Annotated in this window: 8 protein-coding genes; all 8 read right to left on the bottom strand. The window is 75.1% G+C overall.

The window, feature by feature from the left end:
- Window positions 1–41: 41 nt before the first annotated feature.
- A complete protein-coding gene (locus tag ACZ7KF_RS30940; protein ID WP_471082241.1) occupies window positions 42–10742 on the bottom strand; it encodes an SDR family NAD(P)-dependent oxidoreductase in 10701 nt (3566 codons plus the stop codon).
- Between the two features lie 92 nt (window positions 10743–10834).
- Window positions 10835–12115: a methylaspartate mutase gene (locus ACZ7KF_RS30945; protein ID WP_471082244.1), complete on the bottom strand. Its 1281-nt coding sequence runs from the start codon at window positions 12113–12115 to the stop codon at window positions 10835–10837.
- Window positions 12112–12564 (bottom strand): cobalamin B12-binding domain-containing protein, encoded by a 453-nt coding sequence (locus ACZ7KF_RS30950; protein ID WP_471082247.1) that lies wholly within the window; start codon window positions 12562–12564, stop codon window positions 12112–12114. The genes ACZ7KF_RS30945 and ACZ7KF_RS30950 overlap by 4 nt, the downstream gene beginning before the upstream one ends.
- Window positions 12564–13802, bottom strand: coding sequence for a type III PLP-dependent enzyme domain-containing protein (locus ACZ7KF_RS30955; RefSeq protein ID WP_471082250.1), 1239 nt, complete (start codon window positions 13800–13802; stop codon window positions 12564–12566). The genes ACZ7KF_RS30950 and ACZ7KF_RS30955 overlap by 1 nt, the downstream gene beginning before the upstream one ends.
- Complete coding sequence (locus tag ACZ7KF_RS30960; protein WP_471082253.1) at window positions 13799–15352, bottom strand: AMP-binding protein; 1554 nt, start codon at window positions 15350–15352, stop codon at window positions 13799–13801. Before ACZ7KF_RS30960 ends, ACZ7KF_RS30955 begins: the two co-directional genes overlap by 4 nt.
- Complete coding sequence (locus tag ACZ7KF_RS30965; protein WP_471082256.1) at window positions 15349–16923, bottom strand: amino acid adenylation domain-containing protein; 1575 nt, start codon at window positions 16921–16923, stop codon at window positions 15349–15351. The genes ACZ7KF_RS30960 and ACZ7KF_RS30965 overlap by 4 nt, the downstream gene beginning before the upstream one ends.
- Before the next feature lie 12 nt (window positions 16924–16935).
- Window positions 16936–17187 carry a phosphopantetheine-binding protein gene (locus ACZ7KF_RS30970; protein WP_471082259.1) on the bottom strand — a complete coding sequence of 84 codons (252 nt, stop codon included), beginning with the start codon at window positions 17185–17187 and terminating at the stop codon, window positions 16936–16938.
- Between the two features lie 26 nt (window positions 17188–17213).
- The gene (locus ACZ7KF_RS30975) at window positions 17214–18149 is read right to left on the bottom strand and encodes an ACP S-malonyltransferase (RefSeq protein ID WP_471082262.1); all 936 of its coding nucleotides are present in this window, start codon (window positions 18147–18149) and stop codon (window positions 17214–17216) included.
- Window positions 18150–18168 lie beyond the last annotated feature (19 nt).

Below are 18168 nucleotides of genomic sequence, written 5' to 3' on the forward strand. Positions count from 1 at the left end.
CGGTGCCGGACGCGGCGCGTCGTCCGGCACCCGGGGCGGGGTCACTCGGTGCCGCTGCGGTCGAGCGCGGCGCGCACCAGGTCGGCCACGGCCATGGACTTGATGTCCAGGGCTCGGTCGGCGGGGGCGGGGGCCGAAGCCGGCTCGGACAGTTTCAGCAGGCCGTCGAGGAGTCCGGCCTCGCGGATGCGGGCGAGGGGGATGCGGGAGATCAGGGTGCGCAGCTCGTCGTCGCCGTGCGGGGTGGTGTCCGGGCCGGGGTCCGCGGGGTCCGGCAGGAGTCGTTCGAGGAGGTGGCCGGCGAGTGCCGCCGGGGTGGCGTAGTCGAAGATCAGCGTGGACGGCAGGCGCAGTCCGCAGACCGTGTTCAGCCGGTTGCGCAGTTCGACGGCGGCGAGCGAGTCGAAGCCCAGTTCGGTGAAGGCGCGGCGTGGCTCCACGGCGGCGGGTCCGGCGTGGCCGAGGACGGCGGCGACCTCGGTGCGGACGGCTTCCAGCACGGTGTGCTCGTGGTCGGCGGCGGGGAGTTCGGCCAGGTGCTCGCCCAGGGTGCGGGCCCGGTCGTCGCGTGCCGCGCGGTGGGTGACACCGGCCAGGGTGCGCAGCACGGCCGGGACGTCGTCGCCGCGGCGGCGCAGGGCCGCGGTGTCCAGCCGTACGGGCACCAGGGCGGGGCGGCCGGCTGCCACGGCGGCGTCGAACAGCTCCAGTCCCTCGTCCGGGTCGAGCGCGCCGATGCCGGACCGTTCGATGCGCTGGACCTCGGCCGCGTCGAGTGCGGCGCCCATGCCGCCGCCGGACCACAGGCCCCAGGCGAGGGAGGTGGCGGGCAGGCCGAGGGCGGCGCGATGGGCGGCCAGCGCGTCGAGGAAGACGTTGGCGGCGGCGTAGTTGCCCTGGCCGGAGGCGTCCAGGGTGCCGGCGGCCGAGGAGAACAGCACGAAGCGGGACAGCTCCCGGTCCAGGGTCAGTTCGTGCAGGTGCCAGGCGGCGTCCGCCTTGGGCCGCAGCACGGTGTCCAGACGCGCGGGGGTCAGCGAGGCGATCACGCCGTCGTCGAGGACGCCCGCGGTGTGGACGACGCTGTCGACGGGGTGCGCGGCGAGCAGGGCGGCGAGGGCCGTGCGGTCGGAGACGTCGCAGGCGACGATCTCGGCCTCGGCGCCGAGGGCGGTGAGCTGCGCGCGCAGGTCGGCGGCGCCGGGTGCCTGGGGGCCGCGGCGGCTCGTCAGCACCAGGCGGGTGACGCCGTGCCGGCCGGCCAGGTGGCGGGCGACGAGGGCGCCGAGTCCGCCGGTGCCGCCGGTGACGAGGACGGTGCCCCAGGGGCGGTCCGGCCGCGGCGGGTCCTCCGCGCGCACGAGGCGGGGGGCGTGGGCCCGGCCGTCCCGCCACCGCACCTCCGGCTCCCCGGAGTCCAGGAGGGCGGCCAGCGCGGCCCGGTCCGGTACCGGGCCGTCGGGTGCGCTCCGTCCGACGAGGAGGATCCGGCCGGGGTCCTCGGCCTGCGCGGCCCGCACCAGCCCGTGCACGGCGGCGTCGGCGAGGCCGCCGCCGGTGAGGACGACGAGCGTCGACCCGGCGTACCGTTCGTCGGCCGACCATGTCCGGAGGGTCTCCAGGGTGCGGGCGAGGGCGGTGCGCACGGCGTCCGGCAGTGGGCCGCCCTCGGCGCGGGGGGCGTTCACGGGCAGGATCACCACGTCGGGCACGGGGGTGCCGAGCGCGTCCGGTCCGGGGTGCACGGGGACGCCGAGGCCGAGGTCGTCGTCGCCGAGGACCGCCCAGGTACGGCGGTCGGGACGGCCGGCGGCCTCGGGCAGCGGTTCGTCGGTGACGGCGTACAGCTGGCGCTGCCGCCGGGTGAGCCGGTCGGCGGCCACGGGACGGCTGACGTAGGAGTCGACGGCGGCGAGGGGCCGGCCGTCGGAGTCGGCCAGCTCGATACGGGTGCCGTCGGGGCCTCGGGTGACGCGGACCCGCGCGGTGCGGGCGCCCTGGGCGTGCACGGTGACCCCGGTCCAGGCGAAGGGCAGGGCGATGCCGTCGGACGGCTCGTGACCGTCGTCGTCCTGGAGCGAGGTGACGTGCAGGGCGGCGTCCAGCAACGCCGGGTGCAGGGCGTACCGGGCGGCGTCCGGCCCGGCGGTGGCGGGCAGTTCGAGCTCGGCGAGGAGGGTGTCGCCGTGCCGCCAGGCCGCCCGTACCCCGCGGAAGACGGGGCCGTAGTCGTAGCCCTCGGCGTGCAGGCGCGGGTAGAGGTCTCCGACGTCGAGCGGGGTGGCCGCGGGCGGCGGCCAGCTGCCGGGGACGGGCCGGGGCGCGGCGGCGGCGGTGAGGGTGCCGGTGGCGTGCCGCGTCCAGCCCTCGTCCTCGGGGGCGTTCTCGGCACGGGAGTGGATCTCGACGGTGCCGTCGGAGCCGGCGGCGACCTGGAGGCGTACGGCGGTGTCCGCGGGCAGCACCAGCGGTGTCTGCAGGGTCAGTTCCTCCACGGCGGGGCGTCCGGTGAGGCGCCCGGCGTGCAGGGCGAGGTCGACCAGTGCGGCCCCGGGCACCAGGACCGTGCCCATGACGGCGTGCTCGGCGAGGACCGGGTGGGTGGCGGTGGAGATGCGGCCGGTGAGCAGCAGCCCGGCGTCGCCGGGCAGGTCCAGGCGGGCGCTGACCAGGGGGTGGTCGACGGCGGCGAGCCCGTGCCCGGTGGCGTCCCCGGCGGTGACGGCGGCCGTGGGCAGCCAGTACCGGTGGTGGTCGAAGGCGTAGGTGGGCAGCTCGACGCGGTTTCCCGGGTACGTCTCGTACAGCGTCGCCCAGTCGACGTCCGAACCCCGCGTGTGCACGGTGGCCAGGGCGGCGAGCAGGCCGGGCAGCGGGGCGGTGTCCTTGCGGGCGGTCGCGACGAAGGCGGTGTCCCCGGCGTCGGGCAGGCAGTCGGGGCCCATGGCCGCGAGGACGGGCGCGGCACCCAGTTCGAGGAAGGTGTCGGCGCCCTTCGCGGCCAGGGTCGCGACGGCGTCGGCGAAGCGGACGGTCTCCCGCACGTGCCGTACCCAGTAGTCGGCGGACCCGAGTTCGGCGGCGGTGGCCGGTGCGCCGGTGAGGGTGGAGACGATCGGCACGGCCGGTTCCGCCGCCCGGATGCCCCGCACGACTTCCCGGAACCGCTCCAGCATGGGCTGCATACGGGGCGAGTGGAAGGCGTGCGAGACGCGCAGCCTGCGGGTGGTCGTGAAGTGCGCGGCGACCTCGGTGACGGCGTCCTCGTCCCCGGAGACGACCACGGCGCGGGGCCCGTTGACGGCGGCGATCGCGCACCGCTCGTCCAGCAGCGGTGTCACCTCCTCCTCCGACGCCTGCACGGCGATCATCGCGCCGCCCTCGGGCAGGGCCTGCATGAGGCGGCCCCGGGCGGCGACCGCGGTGACGGCGTCCTGGAGCGACCACACGCCCGCGACGTGCGCGGCGGCGAACTCGCCGACGGAGTGGCCGGCCAGCCAGGCCGGGCGCAGTCCGAAGGACTCCAGCAGCCGGTAGAGCGCGACCTGCGTGCTGAACAGCGCGGCCTGGGTGTAGGCGGTCCGCTCCAGGGTCTCGGTGTCGTCGCCGAACACGACCTCGGCGAGCGGCCGTTCGAGGTGCTTGTCGAAGAGTGCGGCGGCGCGGTCGAAGTGCTCGGCGTAGACGGGGAAGGCGTCGTACCAGTCGCGGCCCATGCCGGGGCGCTGGGCGCCCTGACCGGAGAACAGGTAGGCGAGGGTGCCGTCGGTGGCGGAGCCGGTGACGAGCAGGCCCGGCGCCTCGGTGCCGCGTGCCAGGGCGTCCAGCGCGGTGGCGGCCGGGCCGTCGCCGGTGGCCAGCACCACGGCCCGGTGGGAGTGGGTGCCACGGGTGGTGGACAGGGCCCGGCCGAGGTCGGCGGGGGCGGTGCCGGTCAGGTCCCGCAGGCGGCGGGCCTGGCCGCGCAGGGACTCGGGCGAGCGGGCGGAGACGGGGAGGGCGAGCACCGGCGGGGCGGTGGCGGGGTCCGCCCGCGGGGGCTCGGGCTCGGTGAACTCCTCCAGGATCACATGGGCGTTGGTGCCGCTGATCCCGAACGAGGACACGCCCGCGCGGCGCGGCCGGTCCGGCGCCTGCCACGGGCGCTGCTCGGTGAGCAGCTCCACGGCGCCGGCGCTCCAGTCGACCTGGTGGGACGGCTCATCGACGTGCAGGGTCTTCGGCAGCACCTTGTTGCGCATCGCCATCACCGTCTTGATGACGCCGGCGACACCGGCGGCGGCCTGGGTGTGGCCCATGTTGGACTTGACGGAGCCCAGCCACAGCGGCTGGCCGGCGGGCCGGTCCCGGCCGTAGGTGGCGAGCAGCGCCTGCGCCTCGATCGGGTCGCCCAGCGTCGTACCCGTGCCGTGCGCCTCGACGGCGTCGACGTCGGCGGGGGTGAGTCCGGCGGCGGCCAGCGCGGCGCGGATGACGCGCTGCTGGGAGGGGCCGTTGGGGGCGGTCAGACCGTTGGAGGCGCCGTCGGAGTTGACGGCGGATCCGCGGACCAGCGCCAGTACGCGGTGGCCGTTGCGGCGTGCGTCGGACAGCCGCTCGACGACGACCACTCCGACGCCCTCGCCCCAGCCGGTGCCGTCGGCCGCGGCGGCGAAGGACTTGCAGCGGCCGTCGGCGGCCAGCCCGCGCTGCCGGGCGAAGTCGACGAAGGTGTCCGGTGTCGACATGACGGTGACGCCGCCGACCAGCGCGAGGTCGCACTCGCCCTGCCGCAGGGCCTGCGCCGCGAGGTGCAGGGTGACCAGCGAGGAGGAGCAGGCGGTGTCGACGGTGACGGCCGGCCCCTCCAGGCCGAGGGCGTAGGCGACCCGGCCGGAGACGACGCTGCCGAGGCTGCCGTTGCCGAGGTAGGCGGCGAGGTCCTCGGGCACCTCGGCCAGCCAGGTGCCGTAGTCGTGGTACATGACGCCCGCGAACACCCCGGTGCGGGAGCCGCGCAGGCGGTGCGGGTCGATGGCGGAGCGCTCCAGCGCCTCCCAGGACACCTCCAGCAGGAGCCGCTGCTGCGGGTCCATCGCGGTGGCCTCGCGTGGGCTGATGCCGAAGAAGCCGGCGTCGAACTCGGCCGCGTCGTACAGGAAGGCGCCCTCACGGGTGTAGGTGCGGCCGGGGGTGCCCGGCTCCGGGTCGTACAGCGCCTCGGTGTCCCAGCCCCGGTCCGCGGGGAAGCCGCCGACCGCGTCGACTCCGTCGGCGACGAGCCGCCACAGGTCCTCCGGGGAGCGGACCCCGCCGGGGTAGCGGCAGCTCATGCCGACGATGACGATCGGGTCGTCGTCGGCCGTGGTGCGTGCGGCGGGGGCGGCGGTCTGCTCCTCGCCGGTGCCGAAGAGCGTGTCGCGGACGTGGTCGGCGAGTGCCCGGGAGGTGGGATGGTCGAAGACGAGGGTGGCGGGCAGCCGTAGTCCGGTGGCGGGGCCCAGCCGGTTGCGCAGCTCCACGGCGGCCAGCGAGTCGAAGCCGAGGTCGGTGAAGGCCCGGCCGGGGTCGATGGCGGACGGCCCGTCGTGCCGCAGCACGGCCGCCACCTCGGTGCGGACGAGGTCGAGGAGGGCGCGGTCGCGGTCGGCCGCGGGCAGCGTGGACAGGTGCCCGGCCGAGGTCGCCGCGGGGGCGGTGCTCGCCGTGGCACGGCGGGTGAGGGGGCGGACGAGGGTGGTCAGCAGCGGGGGTGTGCCGTCGGGGCGGCGGCGTACGGCGGCGGCGTCGATCTCGACGGGTACCAGGTGCGGCGCGCGGGAGCGGAGGGCCGCGTCGAACAGTTCCAGGGAGCGTTCGGCGGACAGGCCGGGCAGGCCGTGGGCCGCGATGCGCTCCCGGGCGGTGTCGTCCAGGGCCGCGCCCATGCCGGTGTCGGTGTCCCACAGGCCCCAGGCGAGCGCGGTGGCCGGCAGGCCGAGGGCGGCGCGGTGCTCGGCGAGGGCGTCGAGGTAGGCGTTGGCGGCGGCGTAGTTGCCCTGGCCGGGGCCGTCGAGGACGGCGGCGAGGGAGGAGAACAGCACGAAGTGGGCGAGGTCGCGGTCCCGGGTCAGTTCGTGCAGATGCCAGGCGCCGAGCGCCTTGGCGTGGAAGACCTCGTCCACCATGGCGTCGGTGAGGCTGTCGACGATGCCGTCGCGGACGGTGCCCGCCGCGTGGACGACCGAGTCGACGGGGTGCGCGTCGAGCAGTCGGCGCAGTGCCTCGCGGTCGCCGACGTCGCAGGCGGCCACGGTCACCTCGGCGCCGAGTGCGCCGAGTTCGGCGCTCAGCGCGGGCGCCGTGCCGCGTCGGCCGGCGAGCACCAGACGGCGTACACCGTGGGTACGGACCAGGTGCCGGGCGAGCAGCGCGCCGAGTCCGCCGGTGCCGCCGGTGACGAGGACGGTGCCCCAGCCGGCGACGGGTGCGTCCCCGGAGGGCTGTGCGGTCAGCCGTGGCACGCTGAACCGGCCTTCGGCGAGGGAGAGTTCGGGTTCGCCGGTGGCGAGGATCCGGCGCAGGTCGGCCTCGGTGGGCGGCTGTTCGTGCTCGACGAGGACGTAGCGGCCCGGGTTCTCCGCCTGGGCGGAGCGGACCAGGCCGCGCACGGCCGCGTGGGCGGGGCTGCCGGGCGGGGTGACGACGACGAGCCGGGTGTCCGCGAGGCGCTCGTCCGTCTGCCAGGTGCGCAGCACCCGCAGTACGTCGCGGACGTGGGCGCGTGCCGCGCCGGCGTCGGCGGCCGCCGGGCCGGGCACGTGGTGCACGACGGCGTCCGGGGCGGGGCCGTCGAGCAGGGCGGCGATTCCGGCGGCTCCGCCCTCCGGGACGGCGATGCGGAGGGGTGCGGTGGTCGCCGGTCGGGGGTACGGCGACCACCGCACGGCGTACAGGACGTCGTTGTCCGGTACGGGACGGGAGGTCAGGGCCTCGATGTCGGCCACCGGGGCGCCGGTGGCGTCGGCGAGGTGCAGGGCGATGGTGTCGCCGCCGACGCGGGTGATCTTCACACGGAGGGCGGGCGCACCGGTGGCGTGCAGGGTGACGCCGGTCCAGGCGAACGGCACCAGCACCTCGGGGCGGGGCGGGGCGTCGAGGTCGGCGGCGTGCAGGGCGGCGTCGAGGAGCGCGGGGTGCAGGCCGAACGCGGACGCGTCCGCGGCCGTTTCCTCGGGCAGGGCGACTTCGGCGTACACGTCGTCACCGTGCCGCCAGGCGGCGCGCAGCCCCTGGAAGGCGGGCCCGTATGCGTAGCCCTGGTCGGCGAGGTCCGCGTAGACGCGCGCGGTGTCGAGCGGCTGCGCGTCCCGCGGCGGCCATGCGGTCAGGTCGGCCGCGGCGGCCGGGGCCGTGGTGGTGAGGACGCCCGCGGCGTGCTGGGTCCAGGGGGCCGCCTCGTCGGCGCGGGTGTGGACGGTGACGCCGCGCCGCCCGGTCTCGTCGGGTTCGCCGACGGCGACCTGGACGGCGACGTCGTCGTCGGCGCGCAGGACGAGCGGGGTGCCGAGGGTCAGCTCCTCCAGGGTGCCCGCGCCGACGTGGTCGCCCGCGCGCAGGGCGAGTTCGACGTAGGCGGTGCCGGGGAACAGCACCCGCCCGGCGATGACGTGGTCGGCGAGCCAGGGCTGGGTGCGGGGGGACAGCCGCCCGGTCAGGACGACGCCCTCGGCGCCGACGGCGACCACGGCGGCCAGCAGGGGGTGGGCGGCGGGGAGCTGGCCGAGGCCCGTGGCGTCGGTGGCGGTGCTCTGCTCCAGCCAGAACCGGCGCCGCTGGAAGGGATAGCGGGGCACGTCGATACGGCGTCCGCCCAGCCCCGCGAAGTGCCGCTGCCAGTCGACGGGTACGCCCCGGGCGTGGGCGGCGGCGAGCGCGGCGGCCGCCTCACGGGCCTCGGGCCGCTCGCGCCGCAGCACCGGCAGGAAGGCGGTGCCGGGCGCGTCGGTGCAGTCCGGGCCCATGGCGGACAGCACCGCGTCGGGGCCGATCTCCAGGAAGGTCCGGACCCCGCTGTCGGTGAGCGTGCGGACGGCGTCGTGGAAGCGGACCCGGGCGCGGACGTGCTCCACCCAGTACTCGGGGTCGCACAGCTCGGAGCCGACGGGGCCGCCGGTGACGGTCGAGACGACCGGCAGCTTCGGCTCGGCGTAGTCCAGGACGTTCACGACGCGCCGGAACTCCGCCAGCATCGGTTCCATCAGCGGTGAGTGGAAGGCGTGGCTGACGCGCAGGCGCTTGGTGTCGTGACCGCGCGCGGCGAGTTCGGCGGCGATGCGCTCCACGTCCGCCGCGTCACCGGAGACCACCACCGCGGCGGGGCCGTTGACGGCGGCGATGCCGGTGCGCGGGGTGAGCAGCGGCGCCACCTCGTCCTCGGCGGCGCGTACGGCGACCATGGCGCCGCCCTCGGGAAGTGCCTGCATGAGCCGGCCGCGGGCGGCGACCAGGATCGTCGCGTCCTGGAGGGTGAGCACTCCGGCCGCGTGCGCGGCGGCGATCTCTCCGACGGAGTGCCCGGCGAGCTGGTCCGGGGTGAGGCCCCAGCTCTCCAGGAGCCGGTAAAGGGCGACCTCCACGGCGAACAGGGCGGGCTGCGCGTACTCGGTACGGTGCAGCGCCGCGGCTTCGGGGGTGGCGGGGCCGGCGAACAGGACGTCCCGCAGCGGCCGGGCCAGCTGGAGGTCGAACTGGGCGCAGACGTCGTCCAGGGCGTCGGCGAACACCGGGTGAACGGCGGCGAGTTCACGGCCCATGCCGATCCGCTGGCTGCCCTGTCCGGTGAACAGGAAGCCGAGTTCGCCGTCGACCCGGGTGACGGGAGGCATGCCGCCGGAGGCCAGGTCGTGGAGTGCGGAGCGCAGTTCGGCGCGGTCGGCGGCGACGAGGACGGCCCGGTGGGGCAGGGCGGCCCGGGTGGTGGCCAGGGTGTGGGCGAGGTCGAGCGGGTCGGCCTCGTCGGCCAGGGGCAGCAGGTCGGCGGCGCGGGCCCGCAGGGCGGCCTCGCTCCGGGCGGACAGGGCGAAGGGCAGCGGGGTGCCGGCGGGGAGGACGGGGCGGGGCCGCGCGTCGGTCTCCTCGGGCTCCGGCCGTTCCAGGATGACGTGCGCGTTGGTTCCGCTGACCCCGAACGACGACACGCCCGCCCGTCGGGCCCGCCCGGTCTCGGGCCACGGGCGCTGCTCGGTGACGAGCCGCACGGCCCCGGCGGACCAGTCGACGTGCGGGGTGGGCGCGTCGACGTGCAGCGTCGCCGGTATCCGGCCGTGCTCCATGGCGAGGATCGCCTTGATCATGCCGGCCACGCCCGCGGCGGCCTGGGTGTGGCCGAGGTTGGACTTGACGGAGCCGAGCAGCAGCGGGGCCTCGTCGGGGCGGCCCTGGCCGTAGGTGGCGAGGAGCGCGGTGGCCTCGATGGGGTCGCCGAGCCGGGTGCCGGTGCCGTGGGCCTCGACCACGTCGACGTCGGCGGCGGTGAGTCCGGCGTCGGCGAGGGCCCGGCGGATCAGCCGCTGCTGGGAGGTGCCGTTGGGCGCGGTCAGGCCGTTGGAGGCGCCGTCCTGGTTGACGGCGGAGCCGCGGACGACGGCGAGTACGCGGTGCCCGTGGCGGCGTGCGTCGCTGAGGCGCTCCAGGACGAGCACCCCGACGCCCTCGGCGAAACCGGTGCCGTCCGCCCCGGCGGCGAACGCCTTGCAGCGGCCGTCGGGTGCTAGACCGCGCTGCCGGCTGAAGGCGGTGAACACACCGGGTCCGCCCATCACGGCGACACCGCCCGCGAGCGCGAGCGAGGACTCGCCCTGGCGCAGCGAGCGGCACGCCAGGTGGACGGCGACCAGGGAGGCGGAGCAGGCGGTGTCGACGGTGACCGCGGGGCCCTCGGCGCCCAGTACGTAGGCGACACGGCCGGAGATGACGCTGCCCGCGTTCCCGGCGAGCAGGTAGGCGTCGAGGCCGTCCGGGGCGTCGTGCAGGCGCGGCCCGTACTCCTGTACCTCGGCGCCGAAGAACATGCCGGCCGGGGTGCCGCGCAGGGCCGTGGGGTCGATGCCGGCGTCCTCCAGGGCCTGCCAGGAGGTCTCCAGCACGAGCCGCTGCTGCGGGTCCATGCCGAGCGCTTCGCGCGGGCTGATGCCGAAGAACTCGGCGTCGAACTCGGTGGCGGTGTCCAGGAATCCGCCGCTGCGGACGTAGGCGCTGCCGGGTACCTCGGGGTTCTCGTCGTAGAGGGCGTCGAGGTCCCAGCCGCGGTCCCGCGGGAAGCCGGACAGCACCTCGCCGCCGTCGGTCAGCAGCCGCCACAGATCGGCGGGTGTGGCGATGCCGCCCGGGAAGCGGCAGCCGATACCGACGACCGCGACGGGTTCGTCGGCGGTGCCGTCACCGGCCGGCTCGGTGGGGTCGTCCGCCCGGCCGTGGACCTCGGCGAGCAGCCGGGCGGCGAGGTCGTGGACGGTGGGGCAGTCGTAGGCGAGGCCGACGGGCAGGGCGAGACCGGTCCGTTCGGTCAGCCGCCGGTGCAGGTCGACCGCGGCGAGCGAGTCGAGTCCCTGCGCGGAGAACGGGGCGGCAGGGTCGAGGGAGTCCACCGTGCCCGGGCGGGCCGCCTCGATCGCCTCGGTCACGGCCGTGCGCACCAGTTCGGTCACCAGCCTGCGGTGCTGGGACGGTACGGCGGTGGCGAGCCGTCGTGCCAGAGCTGAGTCGGATCCGGGCCCGTTCATCCACGCATCTCCACTTTCGGCCGACACCGGTTTTCCTCACCTTTTTCCACACGCTAGTGACGGCCTCGGCAAGGCCACACCCTTAAACACCCCTAGGGGCGGGCAGGTTCGCGGTCCGTGCGTTCCTCGGGGTCGTGCCGGTCGTACGAACGCCGCACATAGGACAGGGAATCCAGCAGGTCCGCGGAGGTGATGGCCTGTGCCGGGCGTACGTCGGCGATGCCGTTGAGCGGCATTTTCCCGATGTCGGACCAGCACAGCCGGCCGTCCGCGTCGATATAACTCCGGCTGAATCCGGCGTTGTCCGGATGCAGACAGTAGGGAACGTCGAGACATCCCTCGGCGAACGCCGTCAGCAGTGCCGTGCCGAGGTCGTCGTCCAGTGACAGCACGGCGTCGACCAGTGCCGACGCCTCGGCGTACGTCTGGGTGCCCGGGCCGTCCAGCGGGGCGCGCGCGGTCCGCGCGGCGACCGCGGCCGCGTACTCCAGGGCGGCCACGTTCTCGGCCACCGTCGGAATACGCCGGGATTCCGCGACGGTTTTCACGATGAGCCGTTCGGAGCCGCTGGCGACGGCGAGTTCGGCCGCTTTTCCGAGCAGCCGGTAGGCGCCTTCCTCGGTTTCCGGGAACAGCCCCATGTAGGCGTAGACGACGACATGCCATTCGGTGTCCGGCAGAAACCGCGCGCACAGCGTGCGCAACGCGGCCACCGCTTCGGCGTCCTGGCGCGGGTCGGTCTGCTGGGCGTAACTCAGCGAAATGCTCCGGATGCCGTGCCGGCGGAAGAACATCGCCTCCAGGACGCTGACGGCGACGAGCAGGCTGGGCGGACAGAGCTGCCCGAGGACACAGCCGCCGAAGGTCTCCAGGTGCGGTTCGGCGCCCGATTCGCGCAGGGCGGCGAGCAGTTCGCAGGAGGCGGCCCAGTGGGCGACGGAGTCGCGCAGCGGGACCCGGCCGTACGGCAGGCAGTAGGAGACCGGGCCGCCCTCGGAGGCGTCGAGCCCCACGGCCGTCAGCGCCCGGAAGATGTCCTGCGGCGCGGCCGAGCCGTGCCGGACCTGGACCGGGAAGCGGGGGCCGTGGATGCCGTCGAGCACCTGGCGGGTGGTGGTCGTCTCGTGGCTCACGATCGGGTAGCCGTTGAGGGCGACGCCCTCCAGGACGGCCAGTTTGGCCGACTCCAGGTCGCCGACCCGGGTGTAGCTGTCCAGGGTGATCGTGCCGACGGTGGTCGCCGCGGCGTCCCGGGTGGCGAGCAGCCCGGCCCGCATCAGTTCCGGGCTGCTCATCCCCATCCGGGGCTGGACCACCAGGTGGCCGGCGTCGTGAGCCCGGCGCACGAAGGCGCCGAACCCGCCACCGGTCACACCAGGGCCCGCTGCGGCAGCGTGTCGAGCATCCGCCGGAAGGCGGCGACGCCCTCGGCGCTGTCGTCGAACACCGCGTCGTACCCGGCGGCGCGCAGCGCGGCCGTCTCGTCGCTGCCGCACGGTCCGGCGATGCCGAGCTTGCCGCCGATCACGGCGGGCACGGCGGCGAGTTCCGGGTGTTCGCGCAGCCGGGTGACGGTCCGCATGCCGTCGTGGTAGCCGTGGCCGTTGACGCTGCTGACCACGATGAGGGCCGGGCGGTGGGCGAGGGCCTCGGTGATGAGCAGGTCCTCGGGGACGCAGGGGCCGAGGTTGACCACGCGGTGCCCGTGCTCTTCGAGGAGCAGCTGGAGGTAGACCAGGTTCCACGTGTGGGAGTCGGAGATGCCGCCGGCCACCAGCACGGGCTGGTCGGCGGGGGCGGGGGTGATCGCGAAGGGGCTCATCACAGGGCCTGTCCGTGGTCGTAGGTTCGGGTGTGCCGGATGCGGGAGACGGAGACGACGTCGTCGCCGCGGACGACGATCTCGGCGGGGGCGGGCCGGCCGAGGAACATCAGCAGGCTGGCTGTCGGCCCGTAGGCGCCGGCGTTGGGCACGGTGAGCAGGTCGCCCGGTGCCAGTGCGGGCAGCGGGACGTTCCGGCCAAGCAGGTCGCCGGGGGTGCACAGCGGCCCGGCGAGGCTCGCGGGTGTGCCGTCGGCGCCCACGGACTCGTGCGGCTCGACGGACACGGGCAGGATGCGGCCGAGCCCGGACATGCCGCCGAACGTGTTGATGCCGGCGTCGAGGACGAGATAGCGGGTGTCGCGGCTGTCCTTGACGTTGACGACGGAGGTGAGCAGGGTGCCGCTGTCGGCGACGAGGTAGCGGCCCGATTCGCAGGCGATCCGCGGGGCGCCCGCGCGCCAGCCGGGGAAGTGCTCGTCCAGCGTCTCGGCCAGGGCGTCGCGCAGCTCGCCGTAGACCGGTCGCTCGCCCTGGACGGCGTACGGTGCGGCGAATCCGCCGCCGACGTCCAGGAAGCGGAACGGGACGCCGAGGGTCTGCTGGAGGGCGGCGGCGGTGGCGATGGTGTGCCGGAACTCGGCGATGAGGCTGGCCTCGTCCTTGGCGTTGCTCAGCGGGAAGAAGTGCAGCCCGGCGATGCGAGTGCCGGGGACGTCGCGCAGTGCGGCGGCGAGGCCGGGCAGCGTCTCGCTGTCGAAGCCGAACTGGGAGGGCACGCCGGTCATGCGGATGCTGGTGGCGGCGGCGCCGGTGGCGTTGTTGACGCGGATCAGGCAGTCGGCGGTCAGGCCGAGCCGGAGCGCGCTCTCGCCGACGCGGCGCAGGTCGCCGTAGGACTCCGTGGAGAACAGGCGGACGCCGCGCGTCATCGCCTCCGTCAGTTCCTCGGTGGTCTTGCCGGGTCCGGTGTAGAGGATCCGGTCGCCGGGGAAGCCGGCCCGCAGCGCGGCGTCGAGTTCGCCCACGGAGCTGATCTCGGCGCGGCAGCCGCGGGTGCCGCCGGTGCGCAGTTCGCGCAGCAGTTCGGGGTGCGGGTTGGCCTTGGCGGCGTAGAAGACCTCGACCTCGTCGGGGAGCGCGGCGAACAGGTCGTCGCGGGCCGCGGCCACCCGGTCCAGGTCGTAGACGTAGGACGGGGTGCCGAAGCGCTCGGCCAGTTCGGTGGGGCCGGTCACGGGGTGGTTCCTTCCAGGAGGCGGGCGAGCTGCTTGCGGTCGTGCTTGCCGTGCGGGGTCAGCGGCAGCTCGGCCACGACGCGGCTCACGCCGGGCACCTTGGCGGGTTCCAGCCGCAGTGACAGCTCCTTCAGCAGGGCGTGCGGGTCGATGTCGCCCTCGGCGAACACCGCGAGGTCGCGGCCGGGCGCGGGCGGCAGGACGGCGGCGGCGCGGACGCCGGGCACGTCGGTGGCGGCGCTCTCGATCTCGGTGGTGCTCATGCGGACGCCCTTGTGCTTGAACATGTCGTCGCGGCGGCCCTCGTAGTACAGGAAGCCGTCCTCGTCCACGTGGCCGTAGTCGCCGGTGTGCAGCCGGAGTCCGCCGCCGGGGGCGGGGCGGAAGGCGCGTGCGGTCTGCTCGGGCGCGCGCCAGTAGCCGGGCATGACGTGCGGTCCCTCGACCACGATCTCGCCGGTCTGCCAGGGCGGCAGCGCCGTGCCCTCGTCGTCCACGACGAAGGCGCGGGTGCCGGGCAGCGGGCGGCCGACCGAGTCGGGTTTGGCGTCCTGGAAGGCGGGCGGCAGCACCGACACCCGCTTGCACTCGGTCTGCCCGAACTGGATGACCACCTCCGCACCGGGGAAGGCCGTGCGCAGTCCGTCGGCGGTGGCCTTGGCCAGCGCGGCACCGGTGTTGGTGAACATGCGCACCCGGGACTCCCGGCCGGGTTCGCGTTCGGCGAGCGCGACGATCATGGTGGCCAGGGACGGCACGATCGGGACGACGGTGGCGCCGGTCTCCCGGATGCGGCGCAGCAGCACCAGGTCCGACTCGCCGTCGGCGAGGACGAGTTCGCTGCGGCCGGCGGCGGTGAGCAGCACCTTGTACAGGCCGTAGTCCCAGGAGATGGGGAAGCGGCAGAACACCACGTCGTCGGGGCGGTAGCCGAGTTCCTGGTTGATGGCCTCGGTGGCGAAGACCATGCGGCCGTGCGGGCAGATCACCGCCTTGGGGGCGGCGGTCGAGCCGGAGGTGTAGACGAGGACGGCGAGGTCCTCGGGGCCGACCAGGGCGCCGCCGGAGCGTGCCTCCCGCTCGCGCAGCGCGGTGATCTCCCGCCACACCTCGCCGAGGCCGAGGACGGGGACGCCCTCGGCGAGGGCGGTGATCCGGCCGACGGCGGGGTCGGTGACGACGAGCAGCGAGGGTTCGGCGTTCGCGACGACCGCCCGCAGGTGGTAGTCCTTCATGCCGGTGTTGACGGGGACCAGGACGGCGCCGCGGCGCGCGGTGCCGTACATCAGCGCGACCAGTTCACGGGTGCTGGGCAGCTGGACGAGGACGCGGTCGCCGTGGCCGATGCCGCGTTCCTCCAGCCAGGCGTCGACGGCGTGGCTGTGGGCGGTGAGTTCCCGGTAGGTCCAGCGGCCCGCGCCGTCGGCGACCGCGGGAGCGTCCGGGCGCTCGGCGGTGGCCTCGTCGAGCAGGTCGTGCACCCGGGCGTCGGTACGGGCGTCACGCACCGGAGTGTCTGTGCGGGCCTGCTCTGTGGGGTGACCGTTCACTGCGACTCCTGCCGCCTCTCGTGTGTGCCTCCCGCTCCGGCGGTCTGCCGCATGGCCGTGGCCCGGGAGGCGAGCTTCCTGCGATCGGTCTTGCGGTTGGAGTTGAGCGGGAGCGCGTCCAGGTGGTGGTAGGCGCGCGGGACGACCGCGGCCGGCAGCAGCTCCCGCAGATGGCGGGCGAGCCGGGCCGGCGGCACGGGCTCGCCGGTGTGGAACACGGCCAGCTCCACCGTGCCGTCCACGGGCACCGCCACGGTCACGGCGTCCTCGACGCCCGGGCAGGTGCGTGCGGCGGCGTCCACCTCGGCCAGTTCCACCCGTATCCCGTGCACCTGGACCTGCGCGTCCTGGCGGCCCAGGTAGTGCCAGCCGCCGCCGTCGGCGCGCCGGACGCGGTCGCCGGTGCGGTAGAAGCGCCGGCCGTCGTGCTCCAGGAACCGTCCGGTGTCGTCGGCCGGGTCGAGATAGCCGGGCGTCAACTGGGGCCCCGCGACGCAGAGTTCTCCCTCGTCGGCGGCAGTGGGCGCGCCGGAGGGGTCCAGCAGCAGGGTCGCGTGGCCGGGGTGCACGGTGCCGATGGGCACCATGCCGTTCGGGTGCGGTCCCGGAGTCCATCGCTGCGCGGTGACGGTGATGGTCAGTTCGGTGGGGCCGTACAGGTTCTCCAGCGTCGCGCCCGGCGCGGCCGCGGCCCAGTCCTCGGCGTCCTTGCAGCTGAGCGCCTCCCCCGCGAAGAAGCTCCACCGCAGTGACGGCAGGGCGCCCGGCACGAGCCCGCCGGTGCGGCGCACCAGGGTGATCGCGCTGGGCGTGGAGAACCACACGGTCATGCGCTGCTCGGCCGCGAACTCCGGGAGGTGCGCGTACGCCCGTGCCGGAACGGGGACGACGGCGGCGCCCGCGCCCCAGGCGCAGAACAGGTCGAACATCGCGCAGTCGAAGTTGAGGTCGAAGGTCTGCGAGAAGACGTCGTGCGGACCGAAGTCGTAGCGCTCGTCCAGCAGGTGGAAGTAGTGCGCGGTGTTGGCGTGGGTGACCGGCACGCCCTTGGGCCGGCCGGTGGAGCCGGAGGTGAACAGCACGTAGGCGATGTCGGACGGCCGGGCGGGCATGGGGGCCTTGAGGGCGCTGTCCGCGTCGACGGCGAGTGCCGGGGTCGGCTGGCCGCCCGGTGCGAACAGCGTCGGCAGCGTGACACCGTCCGCGTGCAGCTCGGTCAGGGCGGGCAGGGCGTCGTCGGCGGCGAGCAGCGCGCCGACGCCTGCGGCCTCGATCATCTGCCGGGTGCGGGTGGCGGGGAAGGCCGGCTGCAGGGGGACGACGGGGACACCGCTGTACAGGCCGGCCAGCAGGGCGGCGTACGCCGTGGGTCCCTTGCCGGCCAGCACGCCCACGGCGGGCGGCCGGCCGGGGAGCCCGGCCAGCAGGGAGCCGGCCAGGACCAGGGCGCGTTCGTGCAGTTCGCGGTAGGTGGTGTCGACGCCGTCGGCGCGCAGCGCGGGCCGGTCCGGGGCGAGGGCCAGGCCGCGCAGGAACCGGCCCGACAGCGTGCCCTCCAGGGTGGGATCCACGGTGGCCGCCCGTCAGCTCGCGGTGCTCTGGAGCATGCTCTGCACGGTGTCCCACAGCACGCCGGCGGTGCGGAAGGTGTCCATGGTCAGCGCGCTGTCGCGGAAGCGGAGCTGGTAGGCCTCCTCCAGCGTGCCGAGGAGCTGGACCGTGCCGAGCGAGTCCAGGCCGAGGTCCTTCAGGTCGGTCTCCGGCGTCAGCTCCTCCTGCGGCGGAAGGAACGGCAGGAAGGGGCGGAGTATCTGTTCGAACCGGTCGTCCCACATGAGGGCCTCCAACGAGTCGGGCGGGGTCAGGCGGCGCGCGAGCGGCGCCGGGGGGTCATCGCCAGCCGCGGCTGCGCGGCGACGACGTCGAAGTTGCGGGTCGCGCAGGGCACCCGGCCGAAGAGGCTGTCGGGCCCGGCGACGCACAGGCGGCGGGCGCCGGCGTCCTTCAGCGCCGTGGTGACGCTCGGCCAGTTCATCGGATGGTCGAAGCCGTCGAGCAGCATGGTGCGCAGTTCCTCGCCGGTGTGCAGCAGCCTGCCGTCCTGGTCGGCGACGACGGGCAGCTCGGGATCGGCGAAGGAGTAGCGGGACACCACCTCGCGTTCGGCCTTGTCGCGCAGCGGCCGGAACGCCGAGGCGTGCATGGGCGGGCGCATGGTGTACAGCGGGAGGCTGCCGAGGGCGCGCAGCCGCTCCTCCATCCACTCCACGCGGCGCTCGGGCAGGGAGACCATGTGGAAGCCGTCGTCGATGTGGCAGGAGATCTCGTGCCACTCCCCCGCCTCGGCCAGCTCGGCGAGGATCGCGTCGAGGCCGTCCCGCGGGGCACGGACGAAGGACAGGGTGACGATGTCCTGGTGCTCCTCGGCGAAGTACTCCTCCAGGCAGCGGGCGATGCCGGCGGTCAGGCGGATCGCGTCGGGCAGCTCCAGGGCGCCGGTGTAGGCGATGGCCGCCTTCTCGCCGAAGCTGGGCCCGGCGACGATGTCCGGTGTCACGCCGAGGTGGTCGCGGGCCCAGTACGCGCAGGCCAGGCAGTTGACGAAGAAGGCGACCTGGGCGGCCTCCGAGTAGTCGCCCGGGGAGGTCCGGAAGGCGTCCACGAGGGAGTAGCCGAGAGTCTCGTCGGCGACGGCGACCAGGTCCCGGGCGAAGGGGTTGGCCACCATGAACCTGCCGACCTCGGCGAACGGGACGGGTCCCATGCCGGGGAAGACGAGAGCGGTGTCGTGTGCCATGGCGGGATCCCTTTCACAG

Source organism: Streptomyces sp. NPDC038200, from assembly GCF_055600785.1.